The sequence below is a fragment of the Allobosea sp. GW822-FHT05A11 genome (assembly GCF_058800455.1).
Map to the genome: position 1 here is coordinate 1 of NZ_JBXAMI010000007.1, position 22,058 is coordinate 22,058.

The window sequence follows — 22,058 nt, forward strand, 5'->3', positions numbered from 1 at the left end:
GATGGGAGGAGTTCTGAGGCCACCAAGCCTGCGAACATCCTCGAACACGACACGCGCGGCGCCCTCAACGGGCGCCGTTGGCGTTTCAGGAATGCGGCGCTGGCCGCACATCACCCCGGCAGCCGGTAATCCCTGAACATCTCGCGCAGCGCCGTCTTCTGGATCTTGCCGGTCGCCGTGTGGGGGATCGCCTCGACCAGCACGACATCGTCCGGCAGCCACCATTTCGCGATCTTGCCAGTCATGAAGGCGAGCATTTCGTCCTTGCCTGGCGCGCGGCCGGGCTTCGGTACGATCACCAGCAGCGGCCGCTCGTCCCATCTCGGATGGGCGACGCCGATCACCGCCGCTTCCACCACATCGGGATGAGCGATGGCGAGGTTTTCGAGGTCGATCGAGGAGATCCATTCGCCGCCGGACTTGATCACGTCCTTCGAGCGGTCGGTGATCTGCATGTAGCCGGCAGGGTCGATCGTGCCGACATCGCCGGTGTCGAAGAAGCCCTCTTCGTCGAGGGTCGGTTCGTCCTCGCGCCGATAATAGGCTTTCGCCACGGCGGGCCCGCGCATCTTGAGCCGGCCGAACGTCTTGCCGTCCCAGGGGAGATCCCGCCCCGCATCGTCGGTCAGGCGGAATTCCACCGTGAAGCCGGGATGTCCCTGCTTGACCTTGAGATCGTAGAGCGCGTCGCCCTCCAGATGCTCGTAGACGGGTTTCACCGAGCAGAAGGAACCGAGCGGGCTCATCTCGGTCATGCCCCAGGCATGGGCGACGGTGACGCCGTATTTCCGCTCGAAGGTCTCGGTCATCGCGCGTGGGCAGGCCGAGCCGCCGATGACGACGCGCTTCAGCGTCGAGAGCTTACCCTCCGTCGCCTCCAGATGCTGTAGCAGGCCGAGCCAGACGGTCGGCACCGCCGCGGTCATGGTCACGCCCTCGCCCTCCAGCAGGGCATGGAGCGAGGGGCCGTCGAGCTTCGCGCCGGGCATCACCAGCTTGGCGCCGGTCATCGGTGCGGAATAAGCCAGAGACCAGCTGTTGGCGTGGAACAGCGGCACGACAGGCATCACCGAATCACGCGACGACAGGTTGAGATAATCCGGCGTCGCCCAGGTCATCGCATGCAGCACGTTCGAGCGATGCGAATAGAGCACGCCCTTCGGCCCGCCGGTCGTGCCCGAGGTGTAGCACAACCCCGACGCCGTGTTCTCGTCGAAGCGGCCCCAGGCGAAATCGTCATCGACCTCGGCCAGCCAATCCTCATAGGCGACAGCGCCCCTCAGGCTGGTCTGCGGCATATGCGCGGCATCGGTCAGCACGACATAGCGCTCGATCGTCGGCAGCTTGTCCTGGATCGCCTCGACCATCGGCACGAAGGTCAGGTCGAGGAAGAGCAGGCGGTCTTCGGCGTGGTTGACGATCCAGGCGATCTGCTCGGGGAAGAGCCGCGGATTGACCGTGTGCGTGATCGCGCCGATGCCGCTGATGCCGTACCAGAGCTCGAGATGGCGGTCGCTGTTCCAGGCCAGCGTCGCGACGCGGTCGCCCAGCGTGATGCCCTGTCGCTGCAGGCGCTTCGCCACGCTCAACGCGCGGCTGCGGATCTCGGCATAGCTGCGCCGTCTCAAGGAGCCATCCTCGACGGCGCGGCTGACCACCTCGCGGGTGCCGTGCTGGACGGCGGCGTGGTCGATGATGCGGTGGAGCAGAAGGGGCCAGTCCTGCATCAGGCCGAGCATGCGCTTATCCTCCCAAATCCGTTTGCCCGGAGGATAGCGGCGCGCTCCCGCGAAAGGGAAGTCATCCCATCGGAGGCTCGCCTGCGCCCGCCAGATGGTTTAGGCCTGATCCTTCAAGAGCGGGGGGAAACGCCATGACCGCACCGAAGATCGTGCAGCAGGCCGCGACGGAACCGGACCGGGTCTGGTTCCGCTTCATGCGGCTGCATCAGCGCATGCTCATGCAGATGACGGCCCGTATCCGCGCGCTCGGCCTCTCGATCCCGCAATTCGACCTTCTCTCGACCCTGACCGAGCAGGAGGGCATCAGCCAGAGCGAACTGGCCGAGCGGCTCTACGTCACCAAGGGCAATGTCTCCGGGCTGGTCGACAGGCTGGTGCAGGCCGGGCTGGTCGAGCGGCGCGCCATCGCTGGCGACCGGCGCTCCTATGCCATGCACCTGACGCCGGAAGGCCGCCGGCTCGCCGAAGCCGGCATCGCCGCCCAGCGCGATTTCGTCGCGAACACGCTCGGCAAGCTGGAAACGGACGATCTCGTCGAACTCGACCGACTGGTGCTGCTCTGGCGCGATTTCGCCCGCGCCGTCGACGCCGAGTGAGCGGCCATGGCTGATGGCATCGACCTGACCGCATCCGCCACGCGCTTGCGTGAGGCCCTGCTCGCCCGCCGCTTCAGCGCCACCGATCTTCTCGAAGCGACATTCGCCCGCATCGATGCGCTGAACCCGCGCCTCAACGCGATCGTGGCCGAGGATCGCGAGGCCGCTCGTGCAATGGCGAAAGCCTCGGATGAGCGCATCGCCAGCGGCACCGCTCGCCCGCTAGAAGGCTTGCCGATCACGATCAAGGATGCATTCGACGTCGCCGGCCTGCCCTCCTCCGGCGGGTTGCCGGCCTATCGCGAGCGCGTGCCGACCGAGGATGCCGCCGCGGTCGCAAGGCTGCGCGCCGCCGGAGCGGTCATCATCGGCAAGACGAACGTCCCGGTCTTTTCCGGCGATTTCCAGAGCTACAACCCGGCCCATGGCGTCACCAACAACCCCTGGGACGAGACGCGCTCGCCCGGCGGATCGTCAGGCGGGGCGGCGGTCGCGGTCGCGACCGGGATGAGCGCCTTCGAGCTCGGCTCCGATCTCGGCAGCTCGATCCGCTGGCCGGCCCATGCCTGCGGCGTCTTCGGTCTCAAGACGAGCTGGGGGCTGGTCTCGACCTGGGGCGCGATCCCGCCACCGCCGGAGCGCCGCACCCTGCGCAATGTCGATCTGATGGTCGCCGGCCCGATCACCCGCGCCACCGAGGATCTCGACCTGATCCTGCCGGTGATCGCCGGGCCTCGCGATACGGCCCTGCCCACGCCCGCGCTGCCTGAGCCGCGTCGGACCGGCGCGAAGGGCCTGCGCGTCGCGCTCTGGGCCGACGATCCCTTCGCGCCGGTCGACCGCGAGGTCGCGGATGCCGTGCGCGAGGCGGCGCGCCGCCTGGCCGAGGCCGGCGCCATCGTCGACGAGACGGCGCGGCCCTCTATCCGCTTCGCGGACGCGTTCGAGATCTATGCGCTGCTGAACCATGCCGTCGTCGCCTATGGCCTGCCGCCGAAGGTGCGCGCCCGCATCCAGGCGCAGGCCGCACGCTTCAGCCCGAACGACCTGTCGCACCAGGCCCTGCAAGCACGTGGCGCCCGGATGACGCCCGGCCTCTACCAGCAGGTCAGCCAGCGCCGCCTCGCCCAGAAGCGGCAATGGGCCAGCTTCTTTTCGCGCTACGACGTGGTGCTCTGCCCGCCGGCCCCCGTCGCCGCGATCCCGCATGATCACGACCCCGACATCCATGCCCGCCGCCTGATCGTGAACGGCGAGCCGCGGCCCTATCTCGACTTCCTGCTCTGGGCCGCGCTTGCCACCGGGGCGGACCTGCCGGCCCTGTCGGCCCCGGTCATGCGGTCGCGCGAGGGCCTGCCGCTCGGCGTCCAGATCATCGCGCCCTTCGGCGAGGATCGCACCGCCATTGCCGTCGGGGCGATGCTGGAAGAACTGGGCGGGCGGTTCACGCCGCCGCCGCTCGCAAACTGAACCGCCCGGAGGGCGGTTGCACCCGCCTGAGGCGAGGCCTTTCCGTTTCCCTCGCCCCGCGGCAGAGTCTACTGTCCCCTGCGTCAAATTCGCTCAACATTTGCAACCATATCAGCGTATGTTGGCAAGAATATTAAACAGAACCGGGAGCCCATCATGCTGTCGAATGTCGCCGTCAGGGATATCGAGACCCTCGTCCATCCCTATACCAACCTCGCCACGCATCGGCAGACGGGCCCGCTGATCCTGGAGAGCGGCAAGGGCATCTATGTCTACGACTCCACCGGCAAGGAATATATCGAGGGCATGGCGGGGCTCTGGTGCACCTCGCTCGGCTATTCCAACCAGGAACTGGTCGAGACCGCCTATGAGCAGATGAAGAAGCTGCCCTTCACCCATATCTTCGGTGGACGCAGCCATGACCCGGCGATCGAGCTCGCCGAAAAACTCAAGGAGATCGCCCCGGTTCCGATCTCCAAGGTGTTCTACGGCGCCTCCGGCTCCGACGCCAACGACACCCAGGTGAAGATCGTCTGGTATCTGAACAACGCGCTCGGCCGGCCGCAGAAGAAGAAGATCATCTCGCGGCTGAAGGGCTATCACGGCGTCACCGTCGCCTCGGCCTCGCTGACCGGCCTGCCGAACAACCATATCGATTTCGACCTGCCGCTGCCCGGCATCCTGCACACCTCCTGCCCACATCACTACCGCTTCGCCGAGCCCGGCGAGAGCGAGCAGGACTTCTCGTCGCGCCTCGCCGCCGAGCTTGAAGAGATGATCCTGCGCGAGGGGCCGGACACGGTCGCCGCCTTCATCGCCGAGCCGGTGATGGGCGCCGGCGGCGCGATCATCCCGCCGGAGGGCTATTTCGAGAAGATCAACGCCGTGCTCGCCAAGTACGACGTGCTGTTCATCTCGGACGAGGTCATCACCGGCTTCGGCCGCACCGGCAAGATGTTCGGCACCGAAACCTACGGCATGAACGCCGACTCGATCTCGCTCGCCAAGCAGATCACCTCGGCCTATTTCCCGCTCAGCGCCGTGATGATGAACGACAAGATCTATGACGTGCTCGTCGATCAGAGCCGCAAGATCGGTACCTTCGGCCACGGCAACACCTATGCCGGCCATCCGGTCGGCTGTGCCGTCGCGGTCAAGACGCTGGAGATCTACCAGCGCGACAGAATCGTCGAGCATGTCGAGAAGGTCTCGCCGACCTTCCTGCGCCGCCTGAACAAGCTGAACGAGCATCCGCTCGTCGGCGAAGCCAAAGGCGTCGGCCTGATCGGCGGCGCCGAGCTGGTCAAGGACAAGCAGACCAAGGCCTCGTTCGAAGGCAAGAAGGGCGTCGGCGCCAAGGCCGTCGCCTATGCGCTGGAGGAGGGCTTCATCACCCGCGCCATGGGCGATCGCCTCGCCTTCTGCCCGCCGCTCGTGATCAACGAGGCCGAGATCGAGGAAATGTTCAATCGCTGCGAACGCGCCCTCGACAAGACCCTGAATTGGGCCAAGGCGGAAGGCCTGCTGGCCTGACAGCCGTTCAGCGCTGAAACGACGGAAGGCCGGGCGGTGACGCCCGGCCTTTTCCATGTTCAGCAATGTGGCGGATCAGCCCGAAAACGCCACGAACAGATCACAGAGGCGCCCCGGCGCCGTCCCGATCCGCCGTCAGACAGGCAAGACCGGCCGGCGCGAGCCGCCGGCATGAGGTCATCAGCTGAGTCAGGAGCCATGTTTCAACGCGACACGCACGCCCCGACACCGGCCCGCAAGGGTTTCCATGACGCCACGGCGCGGGCGACCTATGCCTCCCGCTTCCGCCCGATCGCAATTCGGGCGGTCGCCGCGGGAACCCGACAGGCCGCGCCTGCGTTGAAACAGCACGGCGAAGCACGCAAGGCCGATTTGCCCGGCGTTCTCCGCCACGGTTTCCACGACTGAAACCTCCCCTTCGAGACCCATGACTTGGCCGGTGCGGAGCTTGCTCCCACCGGCCTTTTTCTTGGGCGGGAGGTGCCTCAACGAAAACGGGCGGCCCGAAGACCGCCCGCTGAAATCTCCGACATGTTCGATGCGATCAGACGACGATGACCTTCGCGCCGACCGGCACGCGGTTGAAGAGGTCGATCGCGTCGATATTGCGCATCCGGATGCAGCCGGACGAGGCCGAGCGGCCGATCGTCTCCGGCTCGTTGGTGCCGTGGATGCGGTAGAGCGTGTCGTGGCCGTTCTGGTAGAGATAGAGCGCGCGGGCGCCGAGCGGGTTTTCCGGCCCGCCATTCATCCCACCCGCAACCGGCTTCAGATGCGGCCAGCGCTTGACCATCTCGGCCGGCGGCGTCCAGCGCGGCCATTCCGCCTTGCGCTGCACCACAGCCTCACCGGTCCAGCCAAAAGCCTCGTCACCGGTGGCGACGCCGTAGCGGATCGCCTTCTTGTTGGGGAGGACGAGGTAGAGGAACTTCTCCTTCGTATCGACATAGACCGTACCGGGCGCCTGCCCGGTCGGATCGGCGATCTCGTAAGGGAGATAGGGCAGGTAGGTGTCGAACTTGGGGACGAGCGCGATATATTCGGCATCGCGGGCTGACAGCTCCGGCGCGCTGACGCTCTTGTACTGGCAGGCGCCGAGCAGGGCTGACAGCGCCAGTGCTACGAAAACGGTCTTCTTCATAGTCCCCACCGAGCCGACCCGAAGGCAGCCTTTATGATGAATCGAACGTTAACGCTTCGTATCGGCCCAGCGCTTATCCAAAAGCGGCCGTCCGGCGAAGCACTAGGCCTCAAACGGCGATGGCGCAATCCGGTTCCCTTTCAGGCGTTCGGAAGGCGGCTTGGCGTGGCAAACCGGCCACGCATGACCCTTTGGCCCGCTCCAGCGCGCGGATAACGGCTCTTGACGACCCTGCTCTTCACCCACCCGGCAAGCCGTGCGCATGCAATGCCGGCGGGCCACCCCGAATGCGCCGACAGGATCAAGGCGGTCGAACAGGCGTTGGAAGCCGAGCGCTTCGCGGCACTGATTCGGCTGGAAGCGCCGCTCGGCACGCTCGACCAGGTGGCGCTGTGCCACCCGGCATCCTACGCGCAGGCGCTGATCGCCTCCGCGCCTGCGGCCGGGTTCGTGCAGGTCGATGCGGATACGCTGATGTCGCCCGGTACGATCGAGGCGGCGTTGCGCGGTGTCGGCGGCGCGGTCGCGGCCGTCGACGAGGTGATGGCCGGCAAGGCGCGCAACGCCTTCGTCGCGATGCGCCCGCCCGGCCACCATGCCGAGCGCGAACACGCGATGGGCTTCTGCTTCTTCAACCATGCCGCTATCGCGGCGCGCCACGCGCAGAAGGCGCATGGGGCCGAGCGTGTCGCCATCGTCGACTGGGACGTGCATCACGGCAACGGCACGCAGGACATCTTCTGGGACGATGCCAGCGCGCTCTACGCCTCCGTGCACGAGATGCCACTCTATCCCGGCACCGGCGCGGCCTCGGAGCGCGGTGCGCAAGGCACGATCGTCAACGCCCCCTTGCGGGCCGGGGACGGCTCCGACGAATTCCGCGAGGCCTTCGAGACCGCGATCCTGCCGCGGATCGATGCGTTCCGCCCCGATCTCGTGGTGATCTCGGCCGGGTTCGACGCGCATTGGCGCGATCCGCTCGCCGACCTCAACCTGCGCGAGGCTGATTTCGCCTGGGCAACCTCGAAGCTGATGGAGGCTGCTGACCGCCATGCCGGAGGCCGCATCGTCTCGGTGCTGGAGGGCGGCTACGATCTCGACGCTCTTGCGAAATCGACCGCCGCCCATGTCTCGGCGCTGATGGAGGGCTGAACGCCCGAAGCGCCGCCTATTCCAGCGGCGACGTCTCGGCGATCTCGATGCCGAAGCCGGAGAGGCCGACGAAGGAACGCGGCGAGGAGGCCAGATTCACGATCGAGCGGACGCCGAGATCGCGCAGGATCTGCGCACCGAGACCGACCTCGCGCCATTGCTGAATCCGCAATTCGTCCGAACCTTCTTCGTCGACGCTCTTGATCGGCACGCCGGCGCTGCCGTCGCGCAGGTAGATCAGCACGCCCTTGCCTTCCTGCTGGAAGCGCCGCAGCGCGCACTGGATCGAGCCGGCGCCACCGAGCACGTCGGCCACCACGTCGGCGCGGTGCAGCCTGGCCGGCACCTTCTCGCCGTCGCCGAGCTTGCCCATGACGAAGGCGAAATGCTGGGTGCTGTCGAAAGGCGTGACATAGACATGGCCGGTGACATCGCCGAACTCGGTCTTGACCGGGAAGGAATGCACGCGCTCGACCAGCTTCTCGCGCAGCTGGCGATAGGCGATCAGGTCCGCGACGGTGATCTGCTTGAGACCGTGCTTCTCGGCGAAGGCGGTGATCTGCGCGCCCTTCATCACCGTGCCGTCGTCATTGGCGAGCTCGCAGATGACGCCGACCTGCGGGAGATCGGCGAGCTTGCACAGGTCGACCGCGGCCTCGGTATGGCCGGAGCGCATTAGCACGCCGCCATCCTTGGCGATGAGCGGGAAGACATGGCCGGGGCGGACGAAATCGGCAGCGCCCATATTGCCGTTGGCGAGCGCGCGGACCGTGTTGTTACGCTGCTCGGCCGAGATGCCGGTGGTCAGCCCGTGCTTGACGTCGACCGTGATGGTGAAGGCCGTGCCGAGCGGGGCATCGTTCGACGAGACCATCGGATCGAGGCGCAGGCGCCGGGCCTCGCCCGCGGTCAGCGGCGCGCAGACGATGCCGCAGGTGTTGCGGATGATGAAGGCCATCTTCTCCGGCGTGCAGAGCGAGGCGGCGACGATGAGATCGCCTTCGTTCTCGCGATCGTCGTCATCGGTGACGATGACGATCTCGCCACGGGCAAAGGCTTCGATGGTCTCGGCGACATTATTGGACATGGCAGCCTCGCGCGGCCCGGACAGGCCGAGGAAATCATTGGGGGTGACGGCGCCGCCGGTGGCGGCGGTGATGCGCTCGGCGCTTTCGCGGGAGATCCAGGCGGCCGGATCATTGCAGAGCGCGGTGACGCTGGCCGGCGACAGGTCGACCTGCCTGGCAAAGGCGCTGCGTGCGATCTTGTTCTGCCGGAGCCAGACGTCGAGCTTCATGCCGTGAAACTAATACGGCGCCACTTCACCTGCAATGAACGATCAATGCATTTTCAGTATTGCTGAAATGCAAGATGCGACGCAGCGGCAAAAGCCGTTCCGCCTCACTCCTGGAACGGCCAGCGCGGCTCGACGACGCCGACCTGTGCGCGATGGCGCAGATACTGGTCGGCCAGCACGCAGGCGACCATCGCCTCGCCGACCGGTACGGCGCGGATACCGACGCAAGGGTCGTGGCGGCCCTTGGTGAACATCTCGGCCTCGCCGCCGGTGCGCGTCACGGTCGCGCGCGTCGCCAAGATCGACGAGGTCGGCTTCACCGCGAAACGCGCGACAATCGGCTGGCCGGTCGAGATGCCGCCCAAAATGCCGCCGGCATGGTTGGAGAGGAAGAGCGGGCGCCCGTCATTGCCGGCGCGCATCTCGTCGGCGTTGGCCTCGCCGGAAAGCTCGGCCGCGCCAAAGCCCTCGCCGATCTCGACGCCCTTGACCGCATTGATGCTCATCAGCGCCGCGGCGATCTCGGAATCGAGCTTGCTGTAGATCGGCGCGCCCAGCCCCGCCGGCACGCCCTCGGCGACGATCTCCAGCACGGCACCGATCGAGGAGCCGGATTTCCTGACACCGTCGAGATAGCTCTCGAAGAAGGCCGCGGCTTTGGCGTCGGGACAGAAGAACGGGTTGCGGCCGATCTCGTCCCAATCCCAGTTGGCGCGGTCGATCTTGTGCGGCCCCATCTGCACGAGGGCGCCGCGCACGATCATGCCCGGCACGACCTTGCGGGCGATGGCGCCGGCGGCGACCCGCATCGCCGTCTCGCGCGCCGAGGAGCGCCCGCCGCCGCGATAGTCGCGGATGCCGTATTTGACGTCATAGGTGTAGTCGGCGTGGCCCGGCCGGTACTTGTCCTTGATCTCGGAATAATCCTTCGAGCGCTGGTCGACATTGTCGATCATCAGCCCGATCGAGGTGCCGGTCGTGACCTGCACGCCGTCGCTCTCGCGGGCGAAGACGCCGGAGACGATGCGGACCTGGTCCGGCTCCTGGCGCTGCGTGGTGAAGCGCGACTGGCCGGGCCGGCGGCGATCGAGATCGCCCTGGATATCCGCCTCGGTCAACGGCAGCAGCGGCGGGCAGCCGTCGACGACGCAGCCGATGGCCGGGCCATGGCTCTCGCCGAAGGTGGTGACGCGGAAGAGGTGGCCGAAGCTGTTATGCGACATGGGAGCCCGATACGTTTCCTACCGGCTCTTAAGCCGGATCGGCGCGCGGCGAAACCCCGCAAGGGGCGCGATGGTCATTGACAAGGCCTGCCCTGGCCGCTTCAACGCAGCCATGAGCCGGACGTCCTGCCCCTCGCGCTCCTGGCGCCCCGGGAGCCCCATCATCGCGGGAGCCTAGCCCCGAGCTGCCCGACAGGGCCGCTTCGGGGTCGATCCGGCGACGACCGGCCTGATTGCAGGCGTCGCGCCACATGTTTTCCGACATAGACGGGCTTCCGCGACGAAGCCGCCCCGCTGCCCCAGCATTGGCCCGCCGCGACCACTCGAGCGCGGCCAGTCCTGTTCAGGGCACTGCGATCAACGGCCAGACTCATCATGAGATTTCTCCGCAGGCGCCCAGCGCCGGCATCGACGGCCAGCGTCAGCCTTGCCCGCGCGCTGTCCAAGCTCGGCTATTGCTCGCGGACACAGGCCGAGAAGCTGGTGCGCGAGGGGCGCGTCACGGTCGACGGCCGCAGCGTGCGGCAGGTCGAATTGCGTATCGATCCGCAGCGGGCGCGGCTGACGGTCGACGGCCAGCCGGTGACGGCGGTGCGGCGGATCTATCTGATGCTCAACAAGCCGCGCGGCATGGTGACGACCGCAAGCGACCCGGAAGGGCGCCAGACCGTCTATGCCTGCCTGGAGGGCAAAGACCTGCCGCATCTCGCCCCGGTCGGGCGCCTGGACATGGCGAGCGAGGGTCTGCTGCTGATGACCAACGACACGCGCTGGGCGCAGCGTATCCTCGATCCCGCCTCCGGGGTCGACAAGACCTACCATGTCCAGATCGACCGCGTGCCGGACGACGCCTTCATGGCCAGGCTGAGAGAGGGAGCGGTCGATGGAGACGAGGTGCTGTCGATCCGTTCGGCCGCCCTGCTGCGCTGCGGGGAGCGCAATGCCTGGGTCGAGATGGTGATCGACGAGGGCCGCAACCGGCAGATCAGGCGGATCGTCGAAGCGGCCGGCGCCGCGGTGCTGCGCCTCGTCCGGGTCAGGATCGGCGAACTCGAACTCGGCGATCTCGCCAAGGGCGCCGTCCGCGAATTGGCCCCTGAGGAAACCACACTGCCGCTTGCCGGCTATCCCGTCGGCAAGCTTCGCATCAACATGGCCTGAGCAGCCGGCTCCGTCAGTGCGCCGGCCCCTTCGCCGGCGCTGCCGGGGCGCCCTCCCAGCGCGTATGCGCCGGCAGGTTCTCGCCCTTCATGATCACGGTGAGCAAGCCGATCTGGGCGTAGTCGCCGACATGGGTGTCGTAGAGCACGGTCGCGCCGGCGCCGACGCAGACGCCCTTGCCGAGCCGCACGCGCCCGACCTTCATCACCCGATCCTCGTAGAGATGGGTCTGCAGCGCCGAATGGGCGTTCACCGTGCAGAAATCGCCGACCTTGATGCAGTCGAACTCGGTGATATCGGTCGAGTCGAGCCAGACGCCCTTGCCGTATTTCGCGCCGAACAGCATCAGGAACCAGGGCAGGAAGGGCGTGCCGCGCAGGTAGTCGAACAGCACCTTGCCACCGAGGCCCCAGTACATCACCGCGACCGCCTCGGTGCGCATCGCCCACCACGACCACATCGGCTTCATCACGGGCTTGTAGACGCCCATCATCAGCCATTTCACGGCGGCGCAGATCAGCGCCTGGACGATGGCGATCGCCATGGCAACGCCCATGAAGGAGAGCACGAGGCCGAACCAATCGCCCTCGTTGATCTTCTGCTGCAAGACCATGTCGACCGCGATCGTGCCGAAGGTGATGAACAGCATCGCCGGGAAGGAGGTATGCAGCGCCTCGAAGACGCCGCGCCCGAACTGCTTGGCGAAGGAGGGTTTGTAGGTCCAGTCGGCGCCGAGATCGACCTTCTGCCGCGTCGGCAGACGGATCGGCGGCGAGCCGAACCAAGTATCGCCCGGCTGCATGCGATCATTGGCGGGCGGCTTGGACTTGATGCCGATCAGCACGCGATCGGGAATGACGGCGCCCGGCGGCACCACCGCGTCATTGCCGACGAAGACCTGATCACCGGTGCGCGTCGCGTCGAGGCGCATGTAGCCGCGGCGCATGTCCTCGTCGCCGAAGACGACCTCGTCGGCGATGAAGTTGCCTGCGCCGATGCCGGTCAGGTCATAGCGTCCCGAGAGATTGGTCGAGATCTCCGCGCCCTTGCCGATGCTGGCGCCCATCAGTCGGTACCAGGCACGCATATAGATGGTGGCGAAGAGCGAGGAGAGCGTCTCCAGCGTCACCTCGGTCGCCAGGGCGACCGTCCATTTGCGGGCGTAGAAGCCGGAATGGATCGACCAGGAGCCCGAGGTCACGCGCGGCAGGATCGCCCAACGCAAGGCAGCCATCAGCAGCACGGTGAAGGCGATCAGGCCGATCGCAGTCGGCCAGGTCAGGATCGGCAGGAACCAGAGATAGCTGATATCGGTCCAGCCGGCGATGAAGTAGTCGATCTTGTCGAACAGCCAAAAGGCCGGGAAGATCGGTAGCAGGCTGACCGGCGGCAGCACCACCAGCATCAGGATGTAGAAGGCCGTCATGAGCGCGCGGCGGCCCGCCGAGGCTTCGGCCTGCGGCGGCAGCGCGGCGAGATCGACCGTGCCGATCTTGCGGCCGGGCGTGCCGTCCCAGATCTCGGCTTCGCCGACATGGGCTCCGGGCTGAATGGCTGTCAGGTCGCCGATTTCAGCGTGGTTGCCGATTACCGAATCGTGGCCGAGCACCACGGAGGCGCCGGCCGAGACGTCCTTGCCGATGGTGATGCGGCCGATCACCAGCTTGTCGCCGATCGCCTCGCCATTGGCGAAGGTGGTCTTGGAGCCGAAGGTCGTGAAGTCGCCGATCTCGATCAGGTCGATGGCGCCGGCCTCGTAATCGGAGATGATGACGTCGCGCCCGACCTTGGCGCCGAGCAGACGCCAGTAGAAGCGCATCACCGGCGTGCCCTGCAGCCACTTGATGTGGACCAGCCCGGCGACGCGGGCGGCGAACCACCAGCGGAAATAATAGACGCCCCAGAGCGGATAGACGCCCGGCTTCGTCCGGCCGAGCACGAGCCATTTCAGGGCGATGGCAATCAGGCCTGTCACGACGATGATCGCAACATAGACGCCGAGCAGCGCGAAGATCTGGCCGAGCAGCGGCAGGTCCTCGCCCGAGAGGATCATGTAGGTGACGAAGACGCCGAGCCATTGCGCGGTCGCCAGGCCGATGATGACCGGCAGCGCCACCGCCTGCGCAAGCCCACAGAGGAAGCGCCGCAGGAAGGGCGGCGGCGTGAAGGATAGGTCCTCGGCCACCGCGACGCCGCGCTCGTCGAGAAGCGCCGCCATCGCCCGCAAGGTGCGGGCGCCATAGACGTCCTGCAGCGTGATGCCGGCATAGGCCGGGGTCTCGCGCACGATCGAGATGAAGCGGGCGGCGAGCAGCGAGTGGCCGCCGAGATCGATGAAGAAATCGGCTTCCAGCGGCAGGCTCGCCGTGCCGAGCACGCGCTTGGCCGCCTCCAGCAGCGCGGCTTCCGTGGCATTGCGCGGCGGCTCCTGCTCGCCATCGGCGCTCGGCGCCGTCAGCGGCGCCGCCTTGAGCATCTTGCGGTCGACCTTGCCGGAGACCATGCGCGGCAGCGAGCCCGCCGCCTCGAAATGCGCGGGCACCATATAGGGCGGCAGTTTCTCGCGCAGGGCCGCGCGCAGCGCCGGGCCGTCGACCGCGACACCGGGCTCCGGCACGACGAAGGCGACGAGCCGCTCGATGCCGTCATCCGTGCGCAGCACGACCGCGGCCTGCCCGACGCCGGGTTCGTCGGCGAGCTTCGATTCGATCTCGCCGAGCTCGACGCGGAAGCCACGAATCTTGATCTGGTCGTCGATGCGGCCGTGGAAGACGATGTTGCCGTCGGCGTCGAGGCTGACCGCGTCGCCCGAGCGGTAGAGGATGGGATCGCCCCCGCCCGCAACTCCGGCGAAGGGGTTGGCGATGAACTTCTCGGCCGTCAGCTCCGGCCGGCCATGGTAGCCCTTGGCGACGCCTGGGCCGCCGATCAGCAATTCGCCCTGCTCGCCCGGCTGGACGAGACGCATGTCCTCGCCGACGACGTAAGCCGTGTAGTTCGGGATCGGCTTGCCGATGGTCACGGTCTCGCCGGGGACGACCTCAGCCGCCGTCGCGACGACGGTCGCTTCGGTCGGGCCATAGGTGTTGAGGATGCGCCGGCCGGGCTTCGACCATTTCTGCACGATCGCGGGCGGCAGCGCCTCGCCGCCGAGCAAGATCAGTTTCAGCGAGGGCACGTCGGCCGGCAGGATGCCGAGCAGCGTCGGCACGGTGTCGATGATGGTGACGCCGGCCTCGTTGAGGATCGCCGGCAGCTTCTCGGCATCGCCCATCATCTCGGGCGAGGCGACGAACAGGGTCGCGCCGACGAGATAGGGCGTCCAGATCTCCTCCATCGACAGGTCGAAGGCGACCGACGCCCCCTGGAAAGCGACATCGTCCGGCCCGAAGCCGTAGAGCGCGTTTCCGGAGCGCAGGAAATGGCAGATGTTGTGGTGGCTGATGACGATCGCCTTGGGCGTGCCCGTCGAGCCCGAGGTGTAGATCAGATAGGCCGGATGATCGGCGGTCAGGCCGGCCGGTCGCGCCGGCGGCTCGGTTCCGTCAGCACCGGCGGCAAGACCTTCAGGGGTCCAGACGGCGCGCTCCGTCGCCTCGGCCCGACCGGCCCAGCCGGTGCAGGTGACGATGCCCTTGGCCTGGGCATCGTCGAGGCAGGTCGCGATGCGCTCGACCGGCGCCTCCGCGTCGAAGGGAATCCAGGCCGCGCCGGCGCGCGTGATCGCGATCTGCGCGACAAGAAGGTCGATGCCGCGCGGCATCCACAGGCCGACCATGTCGCCCGGGCCGATGCCCGCGAGCTGGAGGCCGCGTGCCTGCCGGCCAGCGGCAGCCCAGACCTCGGCATAGCTCAGGCGCCGCTCGAGATCCGTGAGGGCGGGATGGTCAGGGCGCAGCGCGGCGGTCGCTGCGAAAATCTCGGCCAGCACCTCGTCCCGAATCAGATCGGGACGCTTCTCGCCTGCCAGCATGGCGAGTGTGTTGGCAGCAGCCGCGTCAGACGCCGCCGACAGCTTCGTCATATCGTTCATCGCGCCCCGCTGCGCTGAAAGGCCCGTCGCTGATGCCGCGGCAGGTCCTGCCCTCGGCCCTCTGGCGCCTTATCACGCACCTCGTGAAGAAAACCGGAATCGTCGCCTGTGCATCGCGACATCCGCGTGAGCCCCCCGACCGGGCAGGCCGCCGCATCACGCTTGTCTCGCTAGCATATTCTCCCTGCAAAATCACGGGTGAACGGGCCATGAATGCCACGGCCCGGCTGCGTGCTAACTCAGAGCCAGTCGGCCTTGTTCCCGCTGACGACGAGCAGCTTGCCCTGCCAGATCTCGACCATCGAGGCCTCGCGCGGCGCCACCGCCCCGACCAGGGCGAGCACCGCCCGCGCCACGCCGCCATGGCTGACGATCACCGTCTCGCGCTGCAATCCTTCGAGAACCGGCCGCACGCGCTCGGCCAGCATGCGGTAGCTCTCGCCACCCGGCGGCACGAAGCCCCATTTGTCGCGCTCGCGCAGATGCGCCTGCTCGCGCTCGGCCTTGCGGACGTCGCGCCAGGTGAAACCTTCCCATTCGCCGAAGGTCAATTCGCGCAGGCGGTCGTCGATGCGGTATTCGCCGGCCGGCAGGGCGAGTTCGCGGCGGAGGATGTCCATGGTCTCGCGCGCCCGCTGCATCGGCGAGCCAATATAGGCGAGATCGGCGTAAGCCGGCTCCAACGCCTTCAACCGACCGGCGGCCTCGGCGGCCTGGCGGCGACCGAGATCATTCAGCGGGATGTCCTGACCACCCTGCAGCCGGCCTTCCCGATTCCAGTCGGTTTCGCCATGGCGGACGAGGATGAGACGGTGAGGCAGCGAGAGCGGGACCATGCGGGGCTTCTGCACGCTGCCGCGGACAGGGTCAAAGCCCTTGCGCCGCCCGCAGCCATGCTTTCAGCCGATGGCGACAATTGGCCGCTTTCTGTGGCCGAATTTACACGGCCTGTGTATAGCGCCCTTGCCAATCACCAGCGGAACCGCATGTCCCCTGCCCTCACCTTGCCCGACGGCCGCAGCCTCGCGCTTTCCGCGACGCCGCTCGTCATGGGTATCGTCAACATCACGCCCGATTCCTTCTCGGATGGCGGATTGCTGAAGAATGCCGAGGCGGCGATCGCCCATGGCGCGCGCCTCGCCGCGGAAGGCGCGGCCATCGTCGATATCGGGGGCGAGTCGACAAGGCCCGGCCACGCCACCGTGGATGCCGCGACCGAGATGGCGCGCGTGCTGCCGGTCATCGTCGGGTTGAAGGCGCGGATCGACACGCCGATCTCGATCGACAGCTACAAGGCCGACGTGGCGGAAGCGGCGCTCGCAGCCGGCGCCTCGATCGTCAACGATGTCTGGGGCGCCCAGCGCGATCCGCGCATCGCCGAGGTCGCGGCGCGAGCCGGCGCGCCGATCATCCTGATGCATAACCGCGACACGATCGACGCCTCGCTCGACATCTTCGAGGAGGTGCTGCGTTTCCTCGAGCGCTCGATCACGATCGCCACGCAAGCCGGCCTGCCGCGAAGCCAGATCGTGGTCGATCCCGGCATCGGCTTCGGCAAGACCGCACGCCAGAATCTCGACCTGATCCGCCATCTCGACCGGCTCGCCGTGCTCGGCTGCCCGGTCCTGCTCGGCGCCTCCCGGAAATCGACGCTCGGGCGCATCACCGGCCGGGAGGTTCCGGCCGAGCGGCTCGCCGCCAGCATCGCCGCGCATCTCTATGGCGCGAGCCGCGGCGCCGCCATCATCCGCGCCCATGACGTTGCCCCGCATATCGACGCGCTCAAGACCTGGGCCGCCATCGAAGACAGCATGAAAGCAGACCTGTGAGCGAAACCGGCCGCATCCTGATCGAGAAACTCGACATCTACGCCTATCACGGCTTCTTCTCGGAGGAGGAGCGGCTCGGCCAGCGCTTCGTCATCGACCTCGTGCTCGATGTCGACCTGCGCGCCGCCGCCGCCAGCGATCGCCTCACGGACACCGTCGATTACGGCCGCGCCGTCGCGATCGTCGCCGAAGCCTTCACGGCCCGCCGCTACCACCTGCTGGAAGGCGCGGCGCGCGCCGTCGCACTGGCGCTGTTCGATGCCTTCCCGACGATCGAGGCCGTCGAGGTCACCCTGCGCAAGCCGGCGCCGCCGATCCCGGCGACGCTCGGCTCGGTTGGCATCCAGCTGAGGTTCCAGCGTGAAGGTTGAGGCCGCACTCGCCTTCGGCGGCAATATCGGCGACCCCGTCGCGGCCTTCGCCGCGGCGCTGAAGGGGCTGCGCGCGCATCCCGACATCACGCTCGGCCAGCTATCCTCGATCTATCGCACGCCGCCCTGGGGCAAGACCGACCAGCCGGAATTCCTCAATATGGCCGCGCTGGTCGAGACCTCCTTGCCGCCGCAGGACCTGCTCGCCTTCTGCCTGGAGCTGGAGCGCGCCGGCGGCCGGGAACGCCGCGAGCGCTGGGGGCCACGCACGCTCGATATCGACATCCTGACCTATGGCGACGCGATCATCGACCAGGCGCGCCTGCAGATCCCGCATCCGCGCATCCCCGAGCGCGCCTTCGTGCTGACGCCGCTGGCCGAAATCCTGCCGCAGCGCCTGATCGGCGGGCGCAGCGTCACCGAGCTGCTGGCGGCGGCCACAGACGAAACGATCCGCCGCGACGATATCGCGACGGATCGTTTGAAGGCTCTGCTGGCGGCGTGAGCCACCGGGCAAGTTAATCCTCGTAGAGCTCTCGCAGGACAGCTAGCGCACGACTGAGCGTTGCCGGCGGGGCCGATCCCAGCCGCTTGATCAGCCGGGTCTTGTCGAGGGCACGGCTCTGCTCCAGCAAGACCAACCCATCGGTACCCTGAAAGGAGATCGGAACTCTGAAGCCGGCCGGACGGCTCTTTGAGGTCATGGGTGCGACGATGACCGTGCGCAGATGATCGTGGATTTCCGGCGGCGAGATGACGAGACAGGGCCGCGTCTTCTGGATTTCGCTGCCGACTGTTGGGTCGAGCGTGGCGAGCCAGATCTCGCCGCGCTTTACCATGTCAGTTCGGCATCCTCGGCATTGCCGAATTCCGGCCAGACCAGCGCGTCATCCCCCACTTCGGCGAGGCGCTTGGCATCCTCGGCCCAGCCTGCGCGAGCCCGCGTCTGCACCGGCTCGATGATGATGCGGCCTTGCTCGACGGTCAGTTCGACTCCGTCCCCGGCCTTGGCCCCGATCTCTGCCAGAAGGGGCTTCGGAATGACGATGCCCGCCGAATTGCCGATCTTCTTGACCGCGCTGCGCATGGCTTCCTCCAGGAAGCCAATATAGGCGCCGCGCCGGCTGGTTACAACAATGTTATAACCAGACTCGGTCTCTCACTCGCCCTTGTCGAGGGAGATGTCCGGCGCGGTCGGCACCTTCATGCCGACGACATGGTAGCCGGCGTCGACATGCATGATCTCGCCGGTGATGCCGCGGGACATGTCGGAGACGAGGAAGACCGCGGTCTCGCCGACCTCCTCGATGGTGACGGTGCGGCGCAGCGGCGAGTTGTACTCGTTCCAGCGCAGGATGTAGCGGAAATCGCCGATGCCGGAGGCCGCCAGCGTCTTGATCGGGCCGGCCGAGATCGCGTTGACGCGGATCTTTGAGGGGCCGAGATCGGCGGCGAGATACTGCACGCTCGATTCCAGCGCCGCCTTGGCGATGCCCATGACGTTGTAATGCGGCATCCATTTCTCGGCGCCGTAATAGGTCAGCGTCAGCAGCGAGCCGCCATCGGGCATCAGCTTCTCGGCGCGCTGGGTGATCGCCGTGAAGGAATAGCAGGAGATCAGCAGCGACTTGGAGAAATTCGCCTCGGTGGTCTCGACATAGCGGCCGGTCAATTCGTCCTTGTCGGAGAAGGCGATGCAGTGGACGACGAAGTCGAGCTTGCCCCAGAGCCTTTCGACCTCGGCGAAGACCGCGTCGATGGTCGCGCCGTCGGTGACATCGCAATGGCCGACGACATGGCCGCCGAGTTCCTTGGCGAGCGGCTCGACCCGCTTCTTCAGCGCGTCGCCCTGATAGGTGAAGGCGAGTTCAGCGCCCGCATCGGCTGCCGCCTTGGCAATGCCCCAGGCGATGGACCGGTTGTTCGCGACGCCCATCACGAGCCCGCGCTTGCCCTTCAGGAGATTGGCGGTCGGCGAAACGGCGTTGGAATCAGGCATGGGAAACCCGCAGATGAACGATGAGCAGGTCTCTTAGAACAGTCGCAGGGAAACGGGAACCGCTTTGATGCCCGCCTCCACGGCTGAATCACGCATAAGGCGGCGATCCGTAGCCCGCGCGGCTCGTTTTCGGCTGCAACGGCGCCCGAGCCGGCTCAGTTCGCCTCGTCCCGCCCCTTCATCAGCGCCGTCAGCTCCGCGTCGCTCGCCGGCATCTCGATATCGATGGCGACGAAGAGATCGCCGACCGCGCCCTTCTCGCCCTTCAGGCCCTTGCCGCGCAGGCGGAACTGCCGGGCCGTGCCGGTCAGCGGCGGGATGTTCATCTCGACCGCGCCGGTCAGCGTCGGCACATGCAGCGGCCCGCCGAGCACGGCCTTGGCCAGCGGCACCGCGACGCGGGTGCGCAGGTCGTTGCCATCGACCGCGAAGCGGGAATCCGGCTTGACCTTGATGGTCATCATCACATCGCCGGCCTCGCCGGAGTACGGATCGATCTGGCCGAGCCCGCGCAGGCGCATCACCTTGCCGTCGCTCACCCCCACGGGGATGGTGATCTCGACCTCGCGCCCGCCCGGCAGCTTGACCCGGCGCGTGCCGCCGGTCGCGGCCTGCGCCAGCGTGACCTCCAGCGTGAAACTCTGCTCCGGCGGCTTCTGCGGCTCGGGCTTGCCGCGGGCGCGCCGGCCGGCCTCGCCGAAGAGCGAGGAGAAGATGTCGGAGGCGTCGAAGCCGGCATCGCCCCCGCCCCCGCCCGGGCCGCCGCGACCGCCGAAGGGATGGCCGCCGCCGCCCTGGCCGAAATTGAACTCGAAGCCGCCGCTGCGCCCGCCCCGGCCGGCGCCCATGCCCTCGAAGCCCTGGAAGCGCGGCTTGCCCTCGGCGTCGATCTCGCCGCGGTCGAACTGCTTGCGCTTGGTCTCGTCGCCCACGATTTCATAGGCGGCGTTGAGCTCGGAGAACTTGTCCTGCGCCTTCGGGTCGTCCCGGTTGCGGTCCGGGTGCAGCTCCTTGGCGCGCTTGCGGAAGGCCTTCTTCAGCTCCGCATCGCTCGCGCCGCGGGCAACGCCCAGAACCTGATAGGGATCGCGCATCCAAAACCTCTTTCAGACAAAGTCGAACGGCCGGCGCGAGAACCGCCAGCCGTCCGCCTCGCCCAATGTGGGGGCGGTGTGGCGTGTGCGCAACACCTGGCGGGGGCCGTTCTGCACCCGGCCTCGCGGCAAGGCAAGCCAGGTGAAAAGCTTCAGCCCAGGCCCTTCCAGGGCTCCATGTCCTTGACCGCCCACTCGCCGCCCGAAGGGCGGCAGGCCGTGCCCTGCAACTTGACCGGCCGGCTTTGCGTCTCGACGCTGGCGATGAAGGCGCGGCAGATTTCGTCGGAGCGCAGGAAAGGGCCACCGACCGGGATGAAGGAGCCCTTGATGCCACTTTGGGGATTGTCCCAGGAAACAGGAGCGCCGTTGCCCTGGGGATCGAGCGCCACGGCCATCGCCCCGTCGGCGCGGCGCATGTCTTCCGGCCCGAGCTCGGAGGACAGGCCCGCAAGCGCACTGGCGCGGTCGCCGCCACGCGCCGGCAGGACCGAGGAGGTCGTCATCGCCGAGGTCGCGGCAACCTCGTCCTCGCTCTTGCTCGACAGGCCGAGGATGGGGAAGGAGACCGAACAGCCGGCGCCGAACAGCCCCAGCAGCACCGCGGCAGCCAGCGGGCGCATGGGGGCTGCGCAACGGTTGAGGCTTTGGAACGCCCCCGCCCCTGCCCTATATAAACCAGCCGCCCGAATCCGGATCACTTCTGCGCTCGCCCGACGCCCATTTCCACTGACCGAGGATTAGAACGTGCAACCGTTAACGAGCGGTGACTTCACCGAGGAAAACGAGCCTTTCGCCTTGTTCCAGAAGTGGTTGGACGAGGCCACGAAATCCGAGCCGAACGACCCGACCGGCATGGCGCTCTCGACCGTCGATGCCGAGGGCATGCCCAACAGCCGCATGGTGCTGCTCAAGGGCCACGGACCGGACGGTTTCGTGTTCTACACCAACACCGAAAGCCAGAAGGGCCAGGAACTGCTCGGCCAGCCCAAGGCCGCCGCCCTGTTCCACTGGAAAAGCCTGCGCCGGCAGATCCGCATCCGCGGCACGGTGACGCTCGTCAGCGATGCCGAATCGGATGCCTATTACCAGTCCCGCCCGCGCGACAGCCGGATCGGCGCCTGGGCCTCGCAGCAGTCGCGCCCGCTGGAAAGCCGCTTCGCGCTCGAGAAGGCTGTCGCGAGCTATACGCTGAAATTCGGCATCGGCGAGATTCCGCGTCCGCCCTACTGGCGCGGGTTTCGCATCACCCCAACCTATATCGAGTTCTGGCGCGACGGCGCCTTCCGCCTGCATGACCGCATCATCTTCCGCCGCGACGCGCCCGACGCGTCCTGGACGAAGACGCGCTTCTACCCCTGAGGACACCTGCCCCATGGCGATGCCCAAGTTCGATTTCCCGAAGACCGAAGCCGGC

Annotated in this window: 21 protein-coding genes; 10 read left to right on the plus strand and 11 right to left on the minus strand. The window is 67.3% G+C overall.

Annotated elements, in window-relative coordinates; genetic code table 11:
• Window positions 1-110: 110 nt before the first annotated feature.
• A complete protein-coding gene (locus AC1RLU_RS22055; protein ID WP_492798239.1) occupies window positions 111-1,739 on the minus strand; it encodes a long-chain-fatty-acid--CoA ligase in 1,629 nt (542 codons plus the stop codon).
• A 134-nt stretch (window positions 1,740-1,873) separates the two neighbouring features.
• Here AC1RLU_RS22055 and AC1RLU_RS22060 point away from each other — a divergent pair, with 134 nt between their 5' ends.
• From AC1RLU_RS22060 to AC1RLU_RS22075, 4 genes are all read left to right on the plus strand, one after another.
• Complete coding sequence (locus AC1RLU_RS22060) at window positions 1,874-2,338, plus strand: MarR family winged helix-turn-helix transcriptional regulator (RefSeq protein ID WP_061968665.1); 465 nt, start codon at window positions 1,874-1,876, stop codon at window positions 2,336-2,338.
• Window positions 2,339-2,344: 6 nt separating this feature from the next.
• On the plus strand, window positions 2,345-3,808 hold the full coding sequence (locus tag AC1RLU_RS22065; protein ID WP_492798241.1) for an amidase: 1,464 nt from the start codon (window positions 2,345-2,347) through the stop codon (window positions 3,806-3,808).
• A gap of 156 nt (window positions 3,809-3,964) precedes the next feature.
• The gene (locus AC1RLU_RS22070; RefSeq protein WP_061968668.1) at window positions 3,965-5,341 is read left to right on the plus strand and encodes an aspartate aminotransferase family protein; all 1,377 of its coding nucleotides are present in this window, start codon (window positions 3,965-3,967) and stop codon (window positions 5,339-5,341) included.
• 198 nt (window positions 5,342-5,539) lie between these two features.
• Window positions 5,540-5,749 carry a hypothetical protein gene (locus AC1RLU_RS22075; RefSeq protein ID WP_113587189.1) on the plus strand — a complete coding sequence of 70 codons (210 nt, stop codon included), beginning with the start codon at window positions 5,540-5,542 and terminating at the stop codon, window positions 5,747-5,749.
• A gap of 136 nt (window positions 5,750-5,885) precedes the next feature.
• Here the strand turns inward: AC1RLU_RS22075 and AC1RLU_RS22080 are convergent, their stop codons facing one another.
• A complete protein-coding gene (locus AC1RLU_RS22080; protein WP_061968670.1) occupies window positions 5,886-6,482 on the minus strand; it encodes a L,D-transpeptidase in 597 nt (198 codons plus the stop codon).
• Between the two features lie 222 nt (window positions 6,483-6,704).
• Here AC1RLU_RS22080 and AC1RLU_RS22085 point away from each other — a divergent pair, with 222 nt between their 5' ends.
• A complete protein-coding gene (locus AC1RLU_RS22085; protein ID WP_492798244.1) occupies window positions 6,705-7,634 on the plus strand; it encodes a histone deacetylase family protein in 930 nt (309 codons plus the stop codon).
• Window positions 7,635-7,650: 16 nt separating this feature from the next.
• On the opposite strand, the gene ribB is transcribed toward AC1RLU_RS22085, so the two are convergent.
• Window positions 7,651-8,931 (minus strand): 3,4-dihydroxy-2-butanone-4-phosphate synthase, encoded by a 1,281-nt coding sequence (ribB, locus tag AC1RLU_RS22090; RefSeq protein WP_492798246.1) that lies wholly within the window; start codon window positions 8,929-8,931, stop codon window positions 7,651-7,653.
• Between the two features lie 104 nt (window positions 8,932-9,035).
• On the minus strand, window positions 9,036-10,154 hold the full coding sequence (gene aroC, locus AC1RLU_RS22095) for a chorismate synthase (protein WP_142114671.1): 1,119 nt from the start codon (window positions 10,152-10,154) through the stop codon (window positions 9,036-9,038).
• Between the two features lie 375 nt (window positions 10,155-10,529).
• Here aroC and AC1RLU_RS22100 point away from each other — a divergent pair, with 375 nt between their 5' ends.
• Window positions 10,530-11,315 carry a pseudouridine synthase gene (locus AC1RLU_RS22100; protein WP_492798248.1) on the plus strand — a complete coding sequence of 262 codons (786 nt, stop codon included), beginning with the start codon at window positions 10,530-10,532 and terminating at the stop codon, window positions 11,313-11,315.
• Window positions 11,316-11,328: 13 nt separating this feature from the next.
• Here the strand turns inward: AC1RLU_RS22100 and AC1RLU_RS22105 are convergent, their stop codons facing one another.
• Both AC1RLU_RS22105 and AC1RLU_RS22110 read right to left on the minus strand, forming a co-directional pair.
• A complete protein-coding gene (locus tag AC1RLU_RS22105; RefSeq protein WP_492798250.1) occupies window positions 11,329-15,348 on the minus strand; it encodes a Pls/PosA family non-ribosomal peptide synthetase in 4,020 nt (1,339 codons plus the stop codon).
• 239 nt (window positions 15,349-15,587) lie between these two features.
• Complete coding sequence (locus tag AC1RLU_RS22110) at window positions 15,588-16,184, minus strand: histidine phosphatase family protein (protein ID WP_061968679.1); 597 nt, start codon at window positions 16,182-16,184, stop codon at window positions 15,588-15,590.
• Between the two features lie 150 nt (window positions 16,185-16,334).
• Between AC1RLU_RS22110 and folP the strand changes: the two genes are divergently transcribed.
• From folP to folK, 3 genes are read left to right on the plus strand one after another with little or no spacing between them, the layout of a single operon-like run.
• The gene (gene folP / locus AC1RLU_RS22115) at window positions 16,335-17,177 is read left to right on the plus strand and encodes a dihydropteroate synthase (RefSeq protein WP_492798252.1); all 843 of its coding nucleotides are present in this window, start codon (window positions 16,335-16,337) and stop codon (window positions 17,175-17,177) included.
• Window positions 17,174-17,548, plus strand: coding sequence for a dihydroneopterin aldolase (gene folB, locus AC1RLU_RS22120; protein ID WP_061968682.1), 375 nt, complete (start codon window positions 17,174-17,176; stop codon window positions 17,546-17,548). Before folP ends, folB begins: the two co-directional genes overlap by 4 nt.
• Entirely contained in the window at window positions 17,538-18,053 is a 516-nt protein-coding gene (folK, locus tag AC1RLU_RS22125) for a 2-amino-4-hydroxy-6-hydroxymethyldihydropteridine diphosphokinase (RefSeq protein WP_492798253.1), read from the plus strand. Before folB ends, folK begins: the two co-directional genes overlap by 11 nt.
• 13 nt (window positions 18,054-18,066) lie before the next feature.
• On the opposite strand, the gene AC1RLU_RS22130 is transcribed toward folK, so the two are convergent.
• From AC1RLU_RS22130 to AC1RLU_RS22150, 5 genes are all read right to left on the minus strand, one after another.
• On the minus strand, window positions 18,067-18,387 hold the full coding sequence (locus AC1RLU_RS22130; RefSeq protein ID WP_492798255.1) for a type II toxin-antitoxin system PemK/MazF family toxin: 321 nt from the start codon (window positions 18,385-18,387) through the stop codon (window positions 18,067-18,069).
• Window positions 18,381-18,635, minus strand: coding sequence for an AbrB/MazE/SpoVT family DNA-binding domain-containing protein (locus tag AC1RLU_RS22135; protein ID WP_492798257.1), 255 nt, complete (start codon window positions 18,633-18,635; stop codon window positions 18,381-18,383). Before AC1RLU_RS22135 ends, AC1RLU_RS22130 begins: the two co-directional genes overlap by 7 nt.
• A gap of 72 nt (window positions 18,636-18,707) precedes the next feature.
• Window positions 18,708-19,547 carry an enoyl-ACP reductase FabI gene (gene fabI, locus AC1RLU_RS22140; RefSeq protein WP_061968686.1) on the minus strand — a complete coding sequence of 280 codons (840 nt, stop codon included), beginning with the start codon at window positions 19,545-19,547 and terminating at the stop codon, window positions 18,708-18,710.
• 155 nt (window positions 19,548-19,702) lie between these two features.
• The gene (locus tag AC1RLU_RS22145) at window positions 19,703-20,641 is read right to left on the minus strand and encodes a DnaJ C-terminal domain-containing protein (RefSeq protein ID WP_492798259.1); all 939 of its coding nucleotides are present in this window, start codon (window positions 20,639-20,641) and stop codon (window positions 19,703-19,705) included.
• Between the two features lie 152 nt (window positions 20,642-20,793).
• Window positions 20,794-21,264: an RT0821/Lpp0805 family surface protein gene (locus tag AC1RLU_RS22150; protein ID WP_492798261.1), complete on the minus strand. Its 471-nt coding sequence runs from the start codon at window positions 21,262-21,264 to the stop codon at window positions 20,794-20,796.
• A gap of 124 nt (window positions 21,265-21,388) precedes the next feature.
• On the opposite strand from AC1RLU_RS22150, the gene pdxH reads away from it, so the two are divergent.
• Window positions 21,389-22,003, plus strand: a complete 615-nt coding sequence (gene pdxH, locus AC1RLU_RS22155) for a pyridoxamine 5'-phosphate oxidase (protein WP_091858281.1) — start codon at window positions 21,389-21,391, stop codon at window positions 22,001-22,003.
• The last annotated feature ends 55 nt before the right edge of the window (window positions 22,004-22,058 follow it).